At 70.8% G+C, this 17,691-nt stretch carries 19 protein-coding genes; 8 read left to right on the plus strand and 11 right to left on the minus strand.

The annotated features are described in order from the left end of the window. Nucleotides 1–1,281, minus strand: a 1,281-nt coding sequence (locus OXS49_RS17875) for a DNA polymerase Y family protein (RefSeq protein ID WP_267425933.1), incomplete at its 3' end; no start/stop codon positions are given. Continuing rightward, on the minus strand, nucleotides 1,208–1,987 hold the full coding sequence (locus OXS49_RS17880; protein ID WP_267425934.1) for an ImuA protein: 780 nt from the start codon (nucleotides 1,985–1,987) through the stop codon (nucleotides 1,208–1,210). The genes OXS49_RS17880 and OXS49_RS17875, both read right to left, overlap by 74 nt. A 232-nt stretch (nucleotides 1,988–2,219) precedes the next feature. Between OXS49_RS17880 and OXS49_RS17885 the strand changes: the two genes are divergently transcribed. Continuing rightward, nucleotides 2,220–3,020 (plus strand): collagen-like protein, encoded by an 801-nt coding sequence (locus OXS49_RS17885; protein WP_244008397.1) that lies wholly within the window; start codon nucleotides 2,220–2,222, stop codon nucleotides 3,018–3,020. A gap of 10 nt (nucleotides 3,021–3,030) precedes the next feature. On the opposite strand, the gene OXS49_RS17890 is transcribed toward OXS49_RS17885, so the two are convergent. Next, nucleotides 3,031–4,248, minus strand: a complete 1,218-nt coding sequence (locus OXS49_RS17890) for a TIGR03862 family flavoprotein (protein WP_267425935.1) — start codon at nucleotides 4,246–4,248, stop codon at nucleotides 3,031–3,033. Between the two features lie 206 nt (nucleotides 4,249–4,454). Between OXS49_RS17890 and OXS49_RS17895 the strand changes: the two genes are divergently transcribed. Continuing rightward, nucleotides 4,455–5,969, plus strand: a complete 1,515-nt coding sequence (locus tag OXS49_RS17895) for an MDR family MFS transporter (protein WP_267425937.1) — start codon at nucleotides 4,455–4,457, stop codon at nucleotides 5,967–5,969. 20 nt (nucleotides 5,970–5,989) lie between these two features. Here OXS49_RS17895 and OXS49_RS17900 read toward each other — a convergent pair whose 3' ends face one another. Next, nucleotides 5,990–6,667 carry an HD domain-containing protein gene (locus tag OXS49_RS17900; protein ID WP_244008395.1) on the minus strand — a complete coding sequence of 226 codons (678 nt, stop codon included), beginning with the start codon at nucleotides 6,665–6,667 and terminating at the stop codon, nucleotides 5,990–5,992. Nucleotides 6,668–6,784: 117 nt separating this feature from the next. On the opposite strand from OXS49_RS17900, the gene OXS49_RS17905 reads away from it, so the two are divergent. After that, nucleotides 6,785–7,744 carry a GlxA family transcriptional regulator gene (locus tag OXS49_RS17905; protein WP_267425938.1) on the plus strand — a complete coding sequence of 320 codons (960 nt, stop codon included), beginning with the start codon at nucleotides 6,785–6,787 and terminating at the stop codon, nucleotides 7,742–7,744. Between the two features lie 137 nt (nucleotides 7,745–7,881). Next, complete coding sequence (locus OXS49_RS17910; protein ID WP_267425939.1) at nucleotides 7,882–8,910, plus strand: TerC family protein; 1,029 nt, start codon at nucleotides 7,882–7,884, stop codon at nucleotides 8,908–8,910. 67 nt (nucleotides 8,911–8,977) lie between these two features. Here OXS49_RS17910 and OXS49_RS17915 read toward each other — a convergent pair whose 3' ends face one another. The 3 genes from OXS49_RS17915 to OXS49_RS17925 all read right to left on the minus strand — a co-directional run bounded on the left by OXS49_RS17915 (nucleotide 8,978) and on the right by OXS49_RS17925 (nucleotide 11,433). Beyond that, complete coding sequence (locus OXS49_RS17915; RefSeq protein WP_267425941.1) at nucleotides 8,978–9,736, minus strand: N-acetylmuramoyl-L-alanine amidase; 759 nt, start codon at nucleotides 9,734–9,736, stop codon at nucleotides 8,978–8,980. 537 nt (nucleotides 9,737–10,273) lie between these two features. Continuing rightward, nucleotides 10,274–11,014 carry a TerB family tellurite resistance protein gene (locus tag OXS49_RS17920; RefSeq protein ID WP_267425942.1) on the minus strand — a complete coding sequence of 247 codons (741 nt, stop codon included), beginning with the start codon at nucleotides 11,012–11,014 and terminating at the stop codon, nucleotides 10,274–10,276. A gap of 149 nt (nucleotides 11,015–11,163) precedes the next feature. Continuing rightward, nucleotides 11,164–11,433, minus strand: coding sequence for a hypothetical protein (locus tag OXS49_RS17925; RefSeq protein ID WP_007560631.1), 270 nt, complete (start codon nucleotides 11,431–11,433; stop codon nucleotides 11,164–11,166). A 222-nt stretch (nucleotides 11,434–11,655) separates the two neighbouring features. On the opposite strand from OXS49_RS17925, the gene OXS49_RS17930 reads away from it, so the two are divergent. Together OXS49_RS17930 and OXS49_RS17935 are read left to right on the plus strand one after the other, a co-directional pair. After that, the gene (locus tag OXS49_RS17930; protein WP_267425943.1) at nucleotides 11,656–12,288 is read left to right on the plus strand and encodes an urease accessory protein UreE; all 633 of its coding nucleotides are present in this window, start codon (nucleotides 11,656–11,658) and stop codon (nucleotides 12,286–12,288) included. 364 nt (nucleotides 12,289–12,652) lie between these two features. Continuing rightward, nucleotides 12,653–13,456 (plus strand): porin family protein, encoded by an 804-nt coding sequence (locus tag OXS49_RS17935; protein WP_267425944.1) that lies wholly within the window; start codon nucleotides 12,653–12,655, stop codon nucleotides 13,454–13,456. Nucleotides 13,457–13,609: 153 nt separating this feature from the next. Here OXS49_RS17935 and OXS49_RS17940 read toward each other — a convergent pair whose 3' ends face one another. Next, nucleotides 13,610–13,822, minus strand: coding sequence for a hypothetical protein (locus OXS49_RS17940; RefSeq protein ID WP_244008404.1), 213 nt, complete (start codon nucleotides 13,820–13,822; stop codon nucleotides 13,610–13,612). 477 nt (nucleotides 13,823–14,299) lie between these two features. On the opposite strand from OXS49_RS17940, the gene OXS49_RS17945 reads away from it, so the two are divergent. Then, nucleotides 14,300–15,175, plus strand: coding sequence for an SDR family oxidoreductase (locus tag OXS49_RS17945; protein ID WP_244008388.1), 876 nt, complete (start codon nucleotides 14,300–14,302; stop codon nucleotides 15,173–15,175). A gap of 140 nt (nucleotides 15,176–15,315) precedes the next feature. On the opposite strand, the gene OXS49_RS17950 is transcribed toward OXS49_RS17945, so the two are convergent. After that, a complete protein-coding gene (locus tag OXS49_RS17950; RefSeq protein ID WP_267425947.1) occupies nucleotides 15,316–15,636 on the minus strand; it encodes a hypothetical protein in 321 nt (106 codons plus the stop codon). A 123-nt stretch (nucleotides 15,637–15,759) separates the two neighbouring features. Here OXS49_RS17950 and dusA point away from each other — a divergent pair, with 123 nt between their 5' ends. Continuing rightward, nucleotides 15,760–16,779 carry a tRNA dihydrouridine(20/20a) synthase DusA gene (gene dusA, locus OXS49_RS17955; protein ID WP_267425948.1) on the plus strand — a complete coding sequence of 340 codons (1,020 nt, stop codon included), beginning with the start codon at nucleotides 15,760–15,762 and terminating at the stop codon, nucleotides 16,777–16,779. 10 nt (nucleotides 16,780–16,789) lie between these two features. On the opposite strand, the gene OXS49_RS17960 is transcribed toward dusA, so the two are convergent. Together OXS49_RS17960 and OXS49_RS17965 are read right to left on the minus strand one after the other, a co-directional pair. Then, nucleotides 16,790–17,482 (minus strand): TIGR02281 family clan AA aspartic protease, encoded by a 693-nt coding sequence (locus OXS49_RS17960; protein WP_267425949.1) that lies wholly within the window; start codon nucleotides 17,480–17,482, stop codon nucleotides 16,790–16,792. Beyond that, entirely contained in the window at nucleotides 17,479–17,691 is a 213-nt protein-coding gene (locus OXS49_RS17965; RefSeq protein WP_244008384.1) for a DUF1289 domain-containing protein, read from the minus strand. The genes OXS49_RS17960 and OXS49_RS17965 overlap by 4 nt, the downstream gene beginning before the upstream one ends.

The raw sequence follows: 17,691 nt of genomic DNA on the forward strand, positions 1-17,691 counted from the left end.
TCCCCCGCAGAGGGGGGAGGGAGGAGGCGCCTGTGTCCGGTCGAGGTCCAAACTCGGCACCGATCCGTGCCCCTCTCCGGCCCTCCAAAGAACACCCCGCTCCCCCCGCTCCGGCAGATGGCTCGCCCGCGGTTCGAGCCGCAGCAGCGCCCGCCCGAGCCGCTGCGCCAGAGCGTCGGCCAGGAATCCGACCCCGTCGCCCGGGGCAGCCGCGCCGAGATCCGTCTGGCGGGCCGGCATGGCCCCCGTCACCGTCACGGTCAGCGTCACCGTCTCGAAGCCGAAGCCCGCATCGAGGGCGGCCCCCAGCCGGTCGAGACGCAGGGAGACCAGGGCCGCGACCCGCTCGGGGTCGCGCTCGGGGCGGGACAGGCCGAGATCGAGATCGCGGACCGCGCCGTCGACCCGATGGAGAGCAAGACGCATCGCGCAGGCGCCGCGCCCGTCCCGCTCCAGCCGGGGCGCGAGTTCCGCCATCAGGTCCCGGGCGGTCCGGACGATGTCCGATTGCCGGCCGATCGGGTCGAGGAAGCCGCGGGCGGCGGCGTAGTCGGCCGCCTCCGTCAGGGGTGTCAGCGGCTCGGGCCGGCGCGCCAGGGCCTGATCGAGCCGCAGCAGCAGCGCCGCCCCGAAGCGCCGGGCGAGCGAACCTCGGGGCAGGGCGTCGAGTTCACCAATCCGGCGGAGGCCGAGCCGCCTGAGGCCCGAGACCGTGCCGGGATCGAGGCGCAGGCCTTCCACGGGCAGGGATCGCAGCGCCTCGGCGGCCCCGCCCGGCGGCACGACGATCCGGTCGGTCGCGCCGTGTCGGGCCAGCGCGAAGGCGCCGCCGGGGGTGTCGCCCAGCGCGATCCGCGCCGGGATCTTCGACCGCGCGAGGCGTCCGGCGAGGTCGGCGACGAGGCTCGCCTCGCCGCCGCACAGGTGGCTCGCCCCGGCAACGTCGATGTAGAGCCCGTCCGAAGCCTCGGCCGGCCCGAACGGCGCCACGAGGGGCGCGTAGCGGTAAGCCCATCGGCAGAGGCGCAGCAGGGCGTCCCGGTCGGCATCCCGGTCGGCGGGATAGACTTGGAGCGGCACGCCGATCCGCGCCCGGACCCGGCCGAGGGGCTCGCCGGGCCGCAAACCGAGGGCGAGGGCCTCCGGGTCGAGGGCCACGAGCCGCAGGCCGCCCGGCCCCTCGGCCGCCACCGCCTGCGGGCCGCCCTCAGGCGCGAGACCGGCCCGCCGCAGCCGCGTCACCGGCCAGTGGCTCAAGCAGATGCAGACGATGCGCGGCATGGTCCCACTCCAGAAGCCAGTCGCCGCCCCGCCCGTTGCGGCAGCGTTCGAGCCGCGCCCGCCAGCGCGGCCTGTCGAGGGTGCCGAACCGGTCCCGGGATGCGGGCGCGGGGGCGATCCGCCAGCGGGTAGCGGCTCCGTTGGGCATCCCGGCCTCCGCGGGCCGCAGGATCAGCAGGAGCGGCGGGTCCGGGCCTTCCGCGGCGAGTTGCAGGCGCCGGCCCGGCTTCAGCGGCATCCCGTCCCGCAGCAGGCCGATGAGAGCCGTGAGCGCACGGGCGTGCAGGGCCGCTTCCAGCGCGCGAAACACCTCCGCATCGCTGCCGGCCTCCAGCAGCAGCAGGCGGGTGGGATCGAGGCCGAGGCCGGCGAGGCCATGGCCGTAGGGCAGCGGCTGGCCCGGTGCGGCCACGATCAGCGTCGCGCCGGGCTGCCCGGCGAGGTGACGGGCACAGAGCGCCAGGGCGAAGCCGAGGGCCGCGATCGTGTCCGCGGGCGTCGCCGGCGCGATCTCGTGGGGCGGCCCGAGCACGAGGCCGCCGCCGGGCAGGTGAGCATCGAGGGCGGGCAGGCCGAGCGGCAGGACCGGGCGCGGATCCCGGCCACCGTCTTGCGGCGCGAGCCGTACCCGCAGGGCGGCCAGCCGTGCCTGGCGTAACCCGCGTGCGGGGTCCCGGTCGGTCTCGTCCGCAGGGTCCAGCCCCATCTCCGTCGGCTCCAGTCATGCTGGACGATAAGAACATAACAAGAACATGCACAAACGATTTCGGCGGGACTCCTGAATCTCGCATCAAGGCAGCAGCTTGGCCTGTGGACAGGTGTGGACACCTGTGGAGTCAGCCGCTCCCACCGGTTTCAACGGCCCCGGTTGACCGCAATCGCAGGGCGAGCCCACAAGGCGGCTGCCGCGTGCCTGACGCGGCCGATACGGACCGCGCATGCGTTCAAGCCTCGCCCTCACGCTCCTGCTCGCCCTGTCGGGGGCGGCTTTGGCCCAACAGCCGGCGGATCCGGGGGGCCGGGGCGTCTCTGCTCCGCGACGTCCGGCCCGTCCTCCACAAACGCCGAGCCAGCCGATCATGGTCTACGACGCCCGCATCGAGGCCGGCGACCTGCGGGTCTCGGGCTCGGTGCGCAAGCCCGGCGCCATCGTGGTGCTGGACGACGACATTTCGATACAGGCCGACCGACGGGGCCGGTTCGTCTTCCGGGTGCCCTACCGGCCCGCGACCTGCGTGGTGACGCTCAAATCCGAACCGGACGAACGCGAGGCGGTGGTGGCGAACTGCGCCCCCGAGGGACAGCCGGGCCCGCCCGGCCCCCAGGGCGCCGCAGGGCCGCCCGGTGAAACGGGCCCTAAGGGCGATCAAGGTCCCCAGGGCGAGGGGGGGCCCCGGGGCGAAGCCGGTCCCCAGGGTCCGGCTGGGCCGCAGGGCGCACCCGGCCCGAAGGGCGAACCGGGCGAGACAGGGATTTCCGGGCTCCAGGGCGCTCCGGGGCCGAGGGGTCAGTCTGGAACGCCAGGCGGCACAGGAGCGCGGGGTGAGGCCGGCGCCAGCGCCGTCCTGCGGCCGGTGCGCAAGTCCGACTGCGCGGGCGGCTGCACCGTGACCTGCGAGACCGGGGAGACGCTGGTTACCGCCCATTGCCTCAAGGCCGGCACGCCGACCTATGACGGGGAGGGCGCCGCCTGCCCGGCGGAGGCCACGGGAATCGTGGGCTTCTGCACGCGGCCGTAGGTCACCGACATCAGCCGCCGGTCTCGGCCAGCCAGTCGAGCATCCCGGCGGCCGTCGCCCGGCCGCCCGCGATGGAGCCCTGGAGCAGGTAGCCACCGGTCGGCGCCTCCCAGTCCAGCATCTCGCCGGCCAGGAACAGGCCCGAACGGGCGCGCAGCATCGATCGCCCGTCGATTGCGTCGAGCCGGACCCCGCCCGCCGTCGAGATCGCCCGCTCGATCGGCGCCGGGGCGGTGAGAGCCAACGGCGCCGCCTTGATCAGCCCGGCGAGCGTCCCAGGATCGGCCGGGAGGGCGGCGCCGGCCGCCTCGCGCAGAAGGCCCGCCGCCACGGGCGGAAGCCCGGCAGCCTTGCGCAGCCGGGTCGCGACCGTATCGCCGGGCCGGGCACCGGACAGGCGGCGGGCGAGGGCGTCCCGGGTCAGGTCGGGGCGCAGGTCGAGGACGAGTTCGGCACTCCCTCGGGCGGCGATCGCCTCGCGTAGGATGCGGGACAGGGCGTAGACCGCCCCGCCCTCGAGACCAGTTTGCGTGACCACGGCCTCGCCGCGCGCCGTGGCGCCGTCGCAGGCGAGCGCCACCCGCTTCAGCGGCGCGCCGACGAAGCGCTGCCGGAACAGGTCGGACCACGCCACCGCGAAGCCGACATTGGCCGGGCGCAGCGGCGACACCGCCACGCCGAGCCCCTCGAGGAGCGGCACCCAGCGCCCGTCCGAGCCGAGCCGCGGCCAGCTCGCCCCGCCGAGCGCCAGAAGTGTTGCCCGGGGCCGGATTTCGAGGGGGCCGTCCGGGGCCTCGATCGTCAGCGCCGCGCCCAGGGCCGTGAGCCGGTGCCGGGTCCGGATCCGGACGCCGAGGCGGTCGAGCCGCGCGAGCCAGCCCCGCAGCAGGGGCGAGGCCTTGAAGCTCTGCGGGAAGACGCGCCCGCTCGATCCGACGAAGGTCGGCTCGCCGAGGTCCGCGCACCAGTCCCGCAGGGCCTCGGGCGGGAAAGCCGCGATGGCGGCGTCGAGATACCCTTGCGGATGGTAGCGGCCGAGGAAGTCCGCCCGCGCCTCGCTGTGGGTGATGTTGAGGCCGCCCCGCCCGGCGATCAGCAGCTTGCGGGCGACTGAGGGCATCCGCTCGTAGACCGTGACGGCGCGGCCGGCCTCGCCCAGCACCTCGGCCGCTGCGAGCCCGGCAGGCCCGCCGCCCACGATGGCGATTTCGTCCCTGTCCTGCGGCATCCTTCGGGAGAGCGGCAGGCGGCCCCGTCCTGTCAAGGGCAGGTCGAGTTGGGCAGGTCGGGTTGGGCGGGCCGGGTTGGGCAGACTGAGCTCGAGCCGCGTCGGGACCCGGACCTGCAGAAAAAAATTCTCCTCCGTCCTCGAAGCTGCCGCGATCGACGCGCCAGGCTCGGCCGAGCTACCCCGAACCGCAGAGGCTCAGACACGTGGCCAGCCCCGTCGCCATCACCGGGACCCCGAGCATCCCCGCCCCACAGGCCCAGCTCGGCTCCGGCGAGATCCGCGCGATCGTCTACGGCCTGATGACCGCGATGCTGCTCGCCGCCCTGGACCAGACCATCGTGGCGACCGCGATGCCGACCATCGGGCTGGCTTTGGGCGACGCGGCCAATCTCCCCTGGATCGTCACCGCCTACCTGCTGGCCTCCACGGCGGTGACGCCGCTCTACGGCAAACTCTCCGACATCCACGGCCGGCGGATCATGCTGCTGATCGCCATCGCGACCTTCGTGATCGGATCGCTCGCCTGCGCGCTGGCCCCCACGATGGTGACGCTGGCGCTGGCCCGGGGCCTCCAGGGCATCGGCGGCGGCGGGCTGATCGCGCTCGCCCAGATCATCCTGGCCGACATCATGTCGCCCAAGGAACGGGCGCGCTATCAGGTTATCATCGCGGGGGTGTTCGTGACGGCTTCGGTGGCGGGGCCGCTGCTCGGGGGGTTCTTCGCCCAGCACCTGCACTGGTCGCTGATCTTCTGGATCAATCTGCCAATCGGCGTCCTCGCTTTCGTGCTGACCAACGCCAACCTGAAGCGGCTGCCGCGCCACGACCGCCGGCATCGGCTCGACTGGCCCGGGGCCGCTCTGATGGTCGCGGGCTCGATCACCCTGTTGCTCGCCCTGAGCTGGGGCGGCGTGCGCTATCCCTGGGGCTCGGCGCCGGTGCTGGGCCTCCTCGCCCTGGCCCTGGTGCTCTGCGGCGGCTTCGCAGCCCGGCTCGCCACGGCGGCAGAGCCGCTGATCCCCACCGAGGTGCTGCGCAACCAAGTGGTCTACAGCGCGACACTGTCGGCCTGCTTCGCCATGGGCACCTTCATCGGGCTGACCATCTACGTGCCGATCTTCCTTGAAGGGGTGATCGGCCTCTCGGCGAGCGAGTCCGGCGTCGCGCTGGTGCCGCTGATGGTCGGTACCGTGACGGGCGCGACCCTGTCGGGCCGGTCGATGATCTATTTCCGGCACTACAAGCGCCTGCCGCTTGCCATGATGAGCGTCAGCCTCGCCTGCTGCGCCGTCATCGCGTGGCAGGGGCGGGCGCTACCCTTCTGGCTGATGGAGGTGCTGTTCGCGCTGCTCTCCATGGGGATCGGGACGATCCTGCCGCTGTCGACCATCGCGATCCAGAACGCCGTGGCCCGCCATCAGCTCGGCATCGCCACCGCGGCGATGAATTTCTTCCGGTCGCTGGGCGGTGCGCTGATCGTGGCGGCGTTCGGCACGATCGTGCTCGGCGGCGCCACGGGCGGGGCCGGGGGCCATGACATGGAGAGCCTGATCCGCGGCGCCGACCCGGCGCAGCTCGCCCTGACCTTCCGGTACGTGTTCGTGGCTGCCTGCCTGGGCCTGCTGGCGGCGTTCGGGTTCCTGGCGCTCATGGAGGAGCGCCCGCTTGGTGGGCAGGGAACGCCCAAGATGAGCGGCGCGCCGGAGACGTCGACCTGAGCGTCACACGCGGATACGCCTCAAGCGTGCTGGCCGCAGCCGCAGCCGAGCTCATGCGCGCCGCCGGGCCAGCGTGAAGCCCGGATCACGCTGCAGAAGTTGCCCCTGCGGAAGCTCGGGTCCTTGTCGGCGATCACGTCGGCCTTCACGTTGCCGAAGGTGGTGTCCGGCTTGTGCCGGATGCCGTCGTAGAAAGCCTGGATGATGTCCTCCTTGAAGTCCGGCGTGCGGGGATAAGCCGAGACGACCATCTCGCGCTCGGCATCGGAATACTGCCCGTAGGTCAGGCCCAGCACATCCATCTCGACACCGGCCGTCACCAGCGCAACCACCGGATGCATGTGGACCGGGATGCCGGGTGTGGTGTGGAGCGCGATGGCGGTCCAGACCGTAGTGACGTCCGCTTCCGGCACCCCGTGGGCCTTGAGGAAATCGCGAGCGGCATTGGCGCCGTCCACCTCGAAGCGCTCCGTGGCACTGCTGTGATCCGGCATCAGGCCGAGATCGTGGAACATAGCGCCCGCGTAGAGCAACTCTCGGTCGAAGGTCAGGCCGCGCTTGATCCCGGCGAGGGCACCGAACTGATAGACCCGGCTCGAATGGTTGAAGAGCAGCTCGGTCTCGCTGTCGCGGACAAATTCGGTGATCGCACGGGCCAGCGTGCTGTCGGGGAGGGCGGCTTCGGACCGGAAACTCATGGATGGGCTCCTTTGCGCTGAGGACCGCTTCGAGCTACGAGGCAGCCGGCTTGGCATCAATCGCCTTGAGACGACGATCTCTGCCAAGATGCTGGCACCGTCGGCCACGGAGTCCCCATGTCGCCCCGATCGATCGCGCTGCTCGCCCTGCCCGATGTCCAGCTCCTCGACGTGGCCGGGCCGCTCGATGTCTTCGCCGAGGCGAACGTGCAGAGCGGTCGCGCGGCCTACGGCCTCGCGCTCGTCGGGACGGAAGCCGGACCGATCACGACCTCGTCGGGCCGGCGCCTGCTGCCGGATCTGGTCGCCCCCGCAGATGTGGCCTTCGACACGCTCCTCGTCGCCGGCGCGCCGCGGATCCATGATGCGGCATTTGGGCTCGATCTCCTCGCGTGGCTCAGTCGAACGGCGGCGCGGTGCCGACGCTACGGCTCGGTCTGCAGCGGGGCCTTCCTCCTCGGGCAGGCCGGCCTCCTCGACGGCCGCCGGGTCACGACGCACTGGGCCGTCGCGGACAAGCTGGCCGCGCGCTACCCTCAGGCACGGGTCGAGCCCGACGCGATCTGCCTGTTCGACGGGAAGCTCCGGACCGCGGCCGGCGTCACGGCCGGGCTCGACCTCGCGCTGGCGCTCGTGGAGGAGGACGAGGGGCCCGAGATCGCCCGTCTCGTGGCGGCCCAGCTCGTGATGTTCTTCAAGCGCGGCGGGGGCCAAATGCAGTTCAGCCGCCGCGGCGTCAGCGCCCCTTCCGGCCGCTCGGCCCTCCAGGAGGTGCAGCGCTGGGTCGCCGCCCACCCGGCGGGAGATCACGGCGTCGATCAGCTCGCCGGGCGGGCCGGGATGAGCCCACGCCACTTCGCGCGCCTGTTCCGGGCCGAGACCGGCCTGACCCCGGCCGCCTATGTCGAGACCGTGCGGATCGAGGCCGGCCGCCGCCTCCTGGAGACGGACGGAATCGCCCTGAAGCAGGTCGCGGGGGCCTGCGGGTTCAAAGACGCCGACACCTTCCGACGCGCTTTCCAGCGGCGGGTCGGCACGACACCCGCGGAGTATCGGCGGCGGCAGGCCCGTGGCTAAGGCGCGTTGCCCTTGATTCGCCCGGATCACCGCTTAACTCGAACCCATCGGCTGCGGGCCCCTCTGGCGGGCGCTGTTCAGCGCCCGTGATGTCGGAGCCGATGCTTTCCTTTCGGAATCAGCATCAGGTCCCGCGTATGATGGACGTTCTCACCGTCGAATGGCTGGGCAAGCCGTTGTGGATGTGGCTGGGGTTCCACGTCCTGATCGCGTGCCTGCTCGCCTTCGATCTCGGTCTCCTGCACCGGGACAAGGAGCACGAGATCGGCGTCCGGGAGAGCCTCCTGCTCACCGGCTTCTACCTCGCCCTCGGCCTCGCCTTCGGCGGCTGGATCTGGTGGTATCTCGGGCCCCAGGCCGGCGAGGAATACGTCACCGGCCTCGTGGTCGAGAAGTCGCTGTCGATGGACAACGTCTTCGTCATCGCGATGATCCTTGCGGCACTCGGCATTCCCCGCGCCGCCCAGCACCGGGTCCTGCTCTGGGGCATCCTGGCGGCGGTGCTGTTGCGGGGCCTGATGATCGGGCTCGGCGCCGCCCTGGTGCATCAGGTGCACTGGGTGCTCTCGCTGTTCGCCGCCTTCCTGATCTATGCCGGCCTGAAGATCCTGTTCTCGGGGGCTGAGGATGAGGGCGACTTCCAGAACAGCGCCGTGGTGCGCTGGTTCAAGAAGACCTTCCGGGTCACGCCGGCCCTGCACGGCCAGCGCTTCGCGATCCGCATGACCGATCCCAAGACCGGCAAGGTCGCCGTGTGGTTCACGCCGCTGGCGCTGGCCCTGGTGCTGGTCAACGGCGCCGACGTGATCTTCGCGGTCGACAGCGTGCCGGCGATCTTCGCGATCACCACCGACACCTTCGTGGTTTACACCTCCAACATCTTCGCGATCTTAGGCCTGCGCGCCCTCTACTTCGCGCTCGCCGCGATGGTGGACCGCTTCGCCTATCTCAAGACGGCGCTGGCCTTCATCCTGATCTTCATCGGCACCAAGATCGTGGTTGCCGACACGTTCGGGCTCATCACGGTCCAGCCGTGGGTCTCGCTAGTGGTGACGCTCACCTTCCTGGCGGCCGGCGTCGCCTACAGCCTGTGGCGGACCCGGACCGACGCGCCGAAGGCGGTGACGGGCCCGGCACCCCGAGAGGCGAACGCGCACCGGGCCTGACATCAGGTTTCGAAAGGACCGGGTCCTTTCGCGGGTCCAGGGCAGAGCCCAGGTATCCCGGCGACCATCAGCCCCGCGTCGGCAAGGCCGCGATGAGATCGCGCAGGGTCGTGATGGTCGAGGCGTCGGCCACGCCGTCCACCCGCGCCTGCCGGAAATGGCGCTGGAACGCAGTGACCACGGCCCGGGTGCGTGCGTCGAACAGGCCGGTGACCGGCAGATCGTAGCCGTAGAGGGCGAACATCGCCTGCAGAGCCTCGACGGGTTGGCCGGCATCGCCCTGGGCGAAAAAGCGGCCGTCCCGGAGGGTGGCAGGTGGCACGTGGTGGCCGATTCCTGCCGCCGCGAGCCGGTCCCAGGGGAAGGTCTCGCCCGGATCCTCCTTGCGCTCGGGTGCCACGTCGGAATGGGCGAGCACCCGCTCCGGCGGGATCGGCCATCGGCCGAGGATGTCCTGCGCCAATGCGATCACGGCTGCGACCTGCGCCTCCGGGTAGGGCGGTAGCCCACCAGCATGGCCGGGATGGACGATCTCGATACCGACGGAACAGGAGTTGATGTCGGTCTCACCCTTCCACGTGCCCGCACCCGCATGCCACGCTCGGCGCGCCTCCGGCACCAGCTGGACGATGCCGCCATCCTCGAACACGAGGTAATGGGCCGAGACCTCGCTCAGCGGGTCGCGCAACCGTGCCAGGGCAGCGGCTCCGCTCTCCATGCCGGTGTAGTGCAGGATCAGCATGTCGGGACGGCTGCCCCGGCGCTCGCCATGGTTCGGCGAAGGGGCGACGCGGCGGGCGAGGGGGCTGTCTGGGGTCAGCGTCATGGCGCGCTTGTGCCACGGTTCACGCCGGGAGGCACCGGACCGTCCGACCCTTGATGGCGATCCGGACGGCGCCCCGGACCAGCATGCAGCATGTTCAGCGGATCCGACCCCGGCGCGTCCACCCTGTAGACCCCACGGCTCTTGAAGGGACTCCCAGCCGGCGCAAGCGGGCCCGGCCGGTCTCTGTGGGGAACTGGCCCTCGCCCGGCTCCGGACGATCCACGTTCTGCTCCAGCACGTCGCAAGTAAAGCCATCCAGCCAATCGGGACTTTGCTGAGAGCCGACCACATACGGATTGTCATGGGACAATCGACCAGCCTTTCTGGCCTCGACGCCCTCTTGCCACTGAGCAGAATGTGTCGGTATAAATCATCTGCGGTTCGTCAAGACGCGGCGGATCGATGCGCTACACGTGCTTTGGTTCATCGCGCCAGATCGCAACACCGTCGTTGCACCCGGTCAGAAGCCCGTCCGCGAACCCATCATCGCGTTGAAGGGCAGTTGCGCGGATCCAAAAGCTTGAAGACGGCGGACGCTCACCGCAGGCCTCGCTCCTCCACGATCCGATCGTACGCGGCGTTGATTGCCGCAAGCCGCCGCGTGGCGATCGCCACCGCCTCCGTGGGCAGGCCGCGGGCCAGCGCCCGGTCCGGATGATGCTCGGCCACGAGCGCCCGGTGGCGGGCTTTCAGGCCGGCATCGTCGGCGTCCCGGTCGAGGCCGAGGACGGCGTAGGGATCGTCCGGCAACCGCACGTGCCGGGCGGCGATGCGCCGGAACGCGGCCTCGTCGAAGCCGAAGATGCTGGAGACGGCGCGGAGGTAGCGCTCCTCCGCCTCGTGGAGCGCCCCGTCGGCGCCCGCGATCTGGAACAGGCCGTCGAGCACGTCCTCGAGAAGGGCCGGCTCGTCGCCGAAGGTCGTGGCGAGCTGGCGCGCATAGGCCTCGAAGCCGTTCGTGGTCTTCTTCGCCAGATCGAACAGGCGCTCGACGCCCGCACGCGCGGCGGGCTCCACCTGCACGACCCGGCCGAAGGCCTCGACCTCGGAGGGCAGCACAACGCCGTCGGACTTGGCCATCTTCGCGGCCAAAGCCACGAGGCCGGTGGTGAACACCACGTCGCGCGGGGTCCGTCCGAAGGGCGCGCCGACGCGGTCCAGCAGAAAATGGCCCGCGACTCCCCCGACCAGCGCCCCGAGGGGACCACCGATCGCGAGGCCTAGGCCTGCGCCGCCGATCTTGCCCCACACGCCCTGAGATGCGGCCGCCGACGTCATAGGCGACCCGGTTCAGGGGCGAATCGTGGACGCGGTGCGGTCATCGGAGGCGGCGTAGGTCCGGCACCGGGACGCCCCGGCTCAGCGCCGGAATAAACGCTCCTCAAGCCGTACGGAAGGGCCGGGCCATAGCCCGGCCCCGCTTTGGCTCAGCGGCAGTAGATGTTGCCGTAGGCGTCGCGATAAGTGCCGTAGGGGCAGCGCGGCGCGGTCGAGGCGCCCACGATGGCGCCACCGGCACCGCCGATCGCCGCGCCGGCGAGCGCGCCGCCCGCGCGACCCGTCGCGGCTGCGCCGATCGCCGCGCCGGTGAGCGCACCGAGGCCGGCGCCGCCGAGCGCCCGGTCCTCGGGGGTGTTGCAGGCGCCGAGCGACAGGGCGGCGATGGTGGCGAGGGCGGCGGCAGTGAGCTTCTTCATGGTCCCCAGAACTCCCTTGTGCGTCCGGTCTGTGCAGCCGGTCCGGCCAATGGCCGTGATCGTGGCGGATCGCCCCGAGCTTAGCAGCAATGCAATCGCGACCCTACGGCTAAGGTTCCATCGGCGCGCGACCGGAGTTGCGCCCGGTTCCCGTCTCGCCCTATGCCTCACGCCTCAGACGGCCCCCTGACCGGGGGCCGCGGCACCATGTCGGAGGGTCCCATGCCCACAGCCACCACGATCGTCCGCCGGGCCGCGGTGCGCGCCGACCGCGTCGCCGACACCGTGAGCCTCGACCATGCAGGCCGGTCCGCGCTGCCCGAGACCCTGGTCGCCGAGGGCGGGCTCGATTTCACGGTGGCGCTCACGAAGGCCGCGGACCTCGACGACGGCGATGCGCTGCGCCTCGACGACGGTCGCCTCGTGGCGGTGCGGGCCGCCGCGCAGGATCTGTTCGAGGTGCGCGCCGAGAATCCGGCCCGGCTGATGCGCCTCGCTTGGCAGCTCGGCAGCAGCCACGTGCCCGCCGAGATCGCCGCGGACGCGCTCTATGTCCCGGCGACCGCCGCCGCGGCCGAGTTGGTGCGGGGCCAGGGTTGCCTCGCCAGCCCGGTCTCGCGGCCCTTCCGACCTGAGCGCACGGCCCACGATCACAGCACCTGCGGGCACGATCACGGGCACGACCATCACGGGCACGATCATGGCCACGACCACCAGGACCATGATCATCACGGCCACGCCCACGAAACCCACGACCATGCGCATGACCACGACCATCACGGTCACACGCATGATCGCGGTCACACGCATGACCACGGCCACGTTCATGGCCCGGGCTGCGGACACGACCATTAGAGACAGGCCACCAGCGCGGACGAGGCGGCGGCGCGGGGCCGTCGCGGCGAAGCCAGCGGCCGGGGACGGCGCCCGATCGTGCCCCGCCATTGCTCCGCGGGACGGACGAGGCGCCGCGTAAGCAGCAAATCCCACCCGCATGCCGAGGTCGTTTTTCTAAATCGATGTCGATTTTACAGGACACAAAAATCGCGGTCCGATGCATGAATAACTGAATTTGACCCAGTAAAAATAGTTACATATCCAAATATCGCACAGATATTTAATGAATATGCTATGAAATGAACTGTTGCAGTTCAATCACAGCGCCCAGGATGGGCCATTGTTACATCCGCCTCAGGGTCTTCATCCTGGAACGGTTCCTATGAACAAGCTCATTGTCTCCGCGGCAGCCTTCGCAACCTTGACGGCTGCGGCCTCGGCTGCCGATCTGCCCCGCCGCGCGCTCCCGCCGGCGCCGATCCCCGTGCCGATCTTCACGTGGACGGGCACGTATTTCGGCGTCAACGCCGGCTACATCACGACGACCCAGGATACGGTGCGGACGGCGGGCGTCTTCCCGGGTAACGATGGCGTCCGCATCGGGAACCGTCCGGCCGCCCTCCCGCTGCCGCAGGACGGTTTCACCGGCGGTGGGCAGCTCGGCTATAATTATCAGTTCACCCCCGGCTCGGGCTTCGTGGTCGGCGTCGAGACCGACGCAAGCTATACGGACCTGAACCGCACCCGCCGCGTCGTCGGCCAGTTCGGCGGCATCAGCACCTATCGGCAGGCGGGCGACTTCCTGGGTACCGTGCGCGGCCGCGTCGGCTACGCCTTCGATCGCGTCCTGGTCTACGGAACCGGCGGCTTCGCCTACGCGTCCGTCAAGGACCGGGCCGCCTTCCAGACGCCTGCGGGCGAGCCGACCTTCTTCGGCAACCGTTCGCGCATCGATACCGGTTATGCGGCCGGCGGCGGCATCGAGTACGCTCTGCCGAGCGACTCCTTCGTGAATGTCGTCCACGCCAACGCCATCACCGTGAAGGCCGAGGCGCTGTACTACAACCTCGGCAACAGCACGGTTCTGCTGCCGGCGATCGGGCGCGGCCAGGGCGCCTACGTCACGCGCTTCCAGAACGAGGGCGTGCTCGGTCGCGTTGGGTTGAACTACAAGTTCGGCAGCTGAGCTGCGTCGCGTCGGAGCGGAGATCGAGCCGGCTTCGTACCGCGATCCTCGAGTAGCCCGCACCGGGGCCGCCCAGCGCCGATCCGATCGAACGTCCCGAGACTCCGCGCCCGGGACGTTTCGCATGCGTGGATCCGGGCCGGCGGCCCCGGTTCAGAGGCGCTTCGGCACGGGTCGCCGGCAGTAGTCGCGCGCCTCCTCCGGCGCGAGGCCATCCTGCACCGAGACGCACTGGTCGAGCGTCAGTCCGATGCTGGCCGCGTAGGTCTCGTTCGGCGACAGCGCGTCGCGGGCGAGGTTGGCCAGGTAGATCAGAAAGGCCGCGACCGCGAGCAGCGCGGCCACGAGCAGGGCGCGGTTCAGCATCACGGCCGATCGCCATCGCCGGGCCACGGTCCGAAGCGGCCGGTCACGGGAAACCGACAAACAGGAGCGCCAGCGCGAGCAGCACGAGCCCCGCGCCGATCAGCATGCCCGCGATCCCGTCGGATCCGCGCCGCCCCGGGCGGCCGATCCGCATCACCGGTCGCGATCCGCAACCGGACGCCGCAGCGGGCTCATTGCAGCAACCCCCAGAGTCCGGTGGCCAGACCGAAGGTGAGCGAGAGCATCGCGGCCCCGAGCAGGACACGGTCGATCAGGCGGGCCGCACGATCCTCGGGCTGGAACTCAATCATCGTGGCGCCTCCTCGGTGCCGAGACTGGGGGGCGCCTGTTGCTGACCTGTGTCGGCATGCACGCCCTGCACACCCACCGCGACATCGGCGGATCGGGCGCGGCGACGCGGTTCGGAACACCCCCTGTCGCCATCCGGTTGGACCGGCATTCAACCGGAGACGATACGTGACCACGGACCCACGACAAAAATATCCCCGCCCGCCCTTCCCGGCGCAGCCGCAGAGCTTCCCCGGCAAGACCGGCCGCATGGAGCCTGAGCCCGATCACGGGGAGCAGAGCTACAAAGGTTCGGGCAAGCTCACCGGCCGTGTGGCGCTGATCACCGGCGGCGACAGCGGCATCGGCCGTGCGGTCGCGATCGCGTTCGCCCGGGAGGGGGCGGATGTCGCGATCTCCTACCTGCCGGAGGAGCAGGCGGATGCGGAGGCGGTGAGCCAGTGGATCGAGAAGGCGGGCCGGCGTGCGCTGCTGCTGCCCGGCGATCTTAAGGACCCCGCCTACGGGCGCCAGATCGTCGCCCGCACGGTAGAGACATTCGGACGCCTGGACGTGCTGGTCAACAACGGCGCGTTCCAGCAGCCGAACCAGGATCTCGACAGCATCGAGGATACGATCTTCGAGGATCATTTCCGCACGAACGTGTTCGGGCCGTTCTACGTGACCAAGGCGGCACTCCCCCACATGAAGCCCGGCGCCTCGGTGATCTTCACCTCCTCGGTCAACTCGAAGCACCCGATGCCGACGCTCATGGCCTACAGCGCCACCAAGGGTGCTCTGAGCAACATGGTGCTGAGCCTCGCGCAGCTGCTGGCCGAGAAGGGCGTGCGCGTGAACGGCGTGCTGCCGGGGCCGATCTGGACCCCGTTCATCCCGTCCGGGATGAGCCAGGATGCGGTGACGTCGTTCGGCAGCCAAGTGCCGTTCGGCCGCCCCGGTCAGCCGGCCGAGCTCGCCTCGGCCTACGTGATGCTGGCCTCGGACGAGAGCAGCTACACCTCGGGGGCGCTCGTCACTGTGGCGGGGGCGATGCCGGTTCTGTGACACCGCCGGCCGGCGGGATCCCACAGGGCACACAGCCCTTTTGAGACTTTGGTTTTCCAGAGAGCGGCGGGTCTCGTGTGACCCGCCGCGGCCTCTCGGTGGCCTTGGCGGTCTGTCCGGCCAGCCGTTCAACTCGGCGACTACCACGGCGAGATCGCGGCCCGCTTCGCCCGCTCGCGCCGCCTCGATGGTGGCGTTAGAGCGCGAAAGCAATGATCCGCTGCATCGGCAGCGACGACCGTTGACGGATCGCGCCCCAAGGTCGGATCCTCGACCTTCGCCTGGGCGAGGGCGCCACGCGCGTCGAGTTCCGCCTCGGGCTTCTTGATCCAGGCCGCAACCGTGGCACGCTGGTCAAAGATCCGGGCCTCGCGGTGAACGACGCCGTCCCTTTTGATGACGATCTGGGCGTGATAGCCCGTCGTCCCGTTCTGCCTCACACGCTCGACGATGGTTCCCATCGCGCGCGCGCGCGGTGGTACAGCACGGGGGCGAGCGGCTACAGCATTGCTGTACTCCGATCAATCCGAGGCCCGATGAGGTACGTCGAGCCCCGACGAGATACAGCACGAGAGCGACGGCAAGTGATTGGCGGACCGGAAGAACCCAGAACTCTCAATGGATGGCGCTTCTCCGTCGCCCCGATGATGGATTGGACGGATCGCCATTGCCGCGCGTTCCATCGGACGCTCTCGGCCCGCGCGCGGCTCTACACCGAGATGGTGACCACCGGCGCCGTTCTGCACGGGCCGCGTGAGCGCCTGCTCGGCTTCTCGGCGGTGGAGCATCCGGTTGCCGTTCAGCTCGGCGGATCGGCCCCGGCGGAGCTGGCGCAGGCGGCGCGGATCGCCGCGGAGTTCGGCTATGACGAGGTGAACCTCAACGTCGGATGCCCCTCGGACCGGGTGCAAGAGGGCCGCTTCGGCGCCTGCCTGATGCGCGAGCCGGCCCTGGTGGGCGACTGCGTCGCCGCCATGAAAGCGGCGGTCGCCGTACCGGTGACTGTGAAGTGCCGGATCGGAGTCGACGATCAGGATCCCGAGACAGCCCTCGACACCCTAGCCGACGCCGTGGTCGCGGCGGGCGTCGACGGGCTGATCGTCCACGCCCGCAAGGCTTGGCTCCAGGGTCTCTCGCCCAAGGAGAACCGAGATGTGCCGCCCCTCGATTACGGCCGGGCGACGCGGCTGAAGCAGCGGCTTCCCCGCCTGCCGATCGCGGTCAACGGCGGCCTGCGCGATCTGGACGCCGTGCAGGCGCGCCTCGCGGAGGTCGACGGCGTCATGGTCGGGCGCGCCGCCTATTCCGAGCCGGCGCTGCTGCTCGGCGTCGATCCAGACGTGTTCGGCGTGCCCGCGCCGGCAGCCGATGCCTTCGCGGCGATCGAAGCCTTCGAGCCCTACGTGGCCGGAATCCTCGCTCAGGGCGAGCGCCTGCACGCGGTGACCCGGCACATGTTGGGGCTGTTCAATGGACGGCCCGGCGCCCGGGCCTACCGGCGTCACCTCTCGACCCACGGCATGCGGCCCGACGCCGGTCTCGCCACCCTACGGGAGGCCGTCGCACTCGTATCCCGGGCGGCGCCCGAGGCGCGGGCCGCCTGAGCGACGGGCCTTACGGCGGGCTCAGGATCAAGCGGTCGCCGCGGACCTCGTAGCCCGAGAGGCGCGTCAGGAAGGTCTGGCCGAGGAGATTGGCCGACAGTGCGCCGGGCTTGGCCACCATGGCATTCACCCGCCGCTCGGTGATCGTGCCGACGCCGAGGGAGTCGAGCTGAACGGGCGCCGCATAGGTGAGGCCGTTGGCGGTGGAGACGCGGGCCGTGAACTGGGAGGCCGCGGGCGTGAGGCCGAGCGCGGCGGCGTTCTCGGCGGTCAGGACGACGCTGCTTGCGCCCGTGTCGAACAGGAACGGCTGCGGGCGGCCGTTGACCTCCGCTTCGACCCGGAAGTCGCCGTCGGCCCGCCGGACGATCGTGACGGTGCCGTCGGCGCGTGTGGTCGCGGTTCCGGGCCGCACTGCGCCGAGCACCCGGGAACTGATGCCCTGGATCCGGTCGCGCTCGCTGTAACCGATCACGAGGGCGAGGCCGATGAGCGCCCAGGCGAGCAGCGCCCGCAGGTTCGCGCCGAGTTGGGCCGTGAACTGCCGCCAGAACCCGGCCACCACCAGGATCAGGATCATCCCCGTCCAGGCGAGGCTGGCGAGTTGATCGGGCCCGATCAAGCCGCCGACGCTGTCGCTACCGTCGCTGAGAACCAGGGCGACGAGGATCAGCGCGATCGCGCCGAGCCCGAGATAGATCATGACGGCAGTGCCCCCTCCGGCGGGATCAGGTCAGCCGCGCGCATCCGGGCCTCCAGCCCGGCCATGACGGTGCGGCGCTGGACCTCCGACATCCCGCCCCAGGCGGCGATCTCGGCGCGGGTTCGGCCACAGCCGCAGCAGAGGCCGGTCGCGGCGTCGAGCACGCAGACCTGGGTGCAGGGCGAGGAGGGTTTTGGCGCGGGCGGCAT

Origin of the sequence: Methylobacterium sp. GC_Met_2, from assembly GCF_026540795.1 — a bacterium.
Taxonomy (GTDB): Bacteria; Pseudomonadota; Alphaproteobacteria; order Rhizobiales; family Beijerinckiaceae; genus Methylobacterium.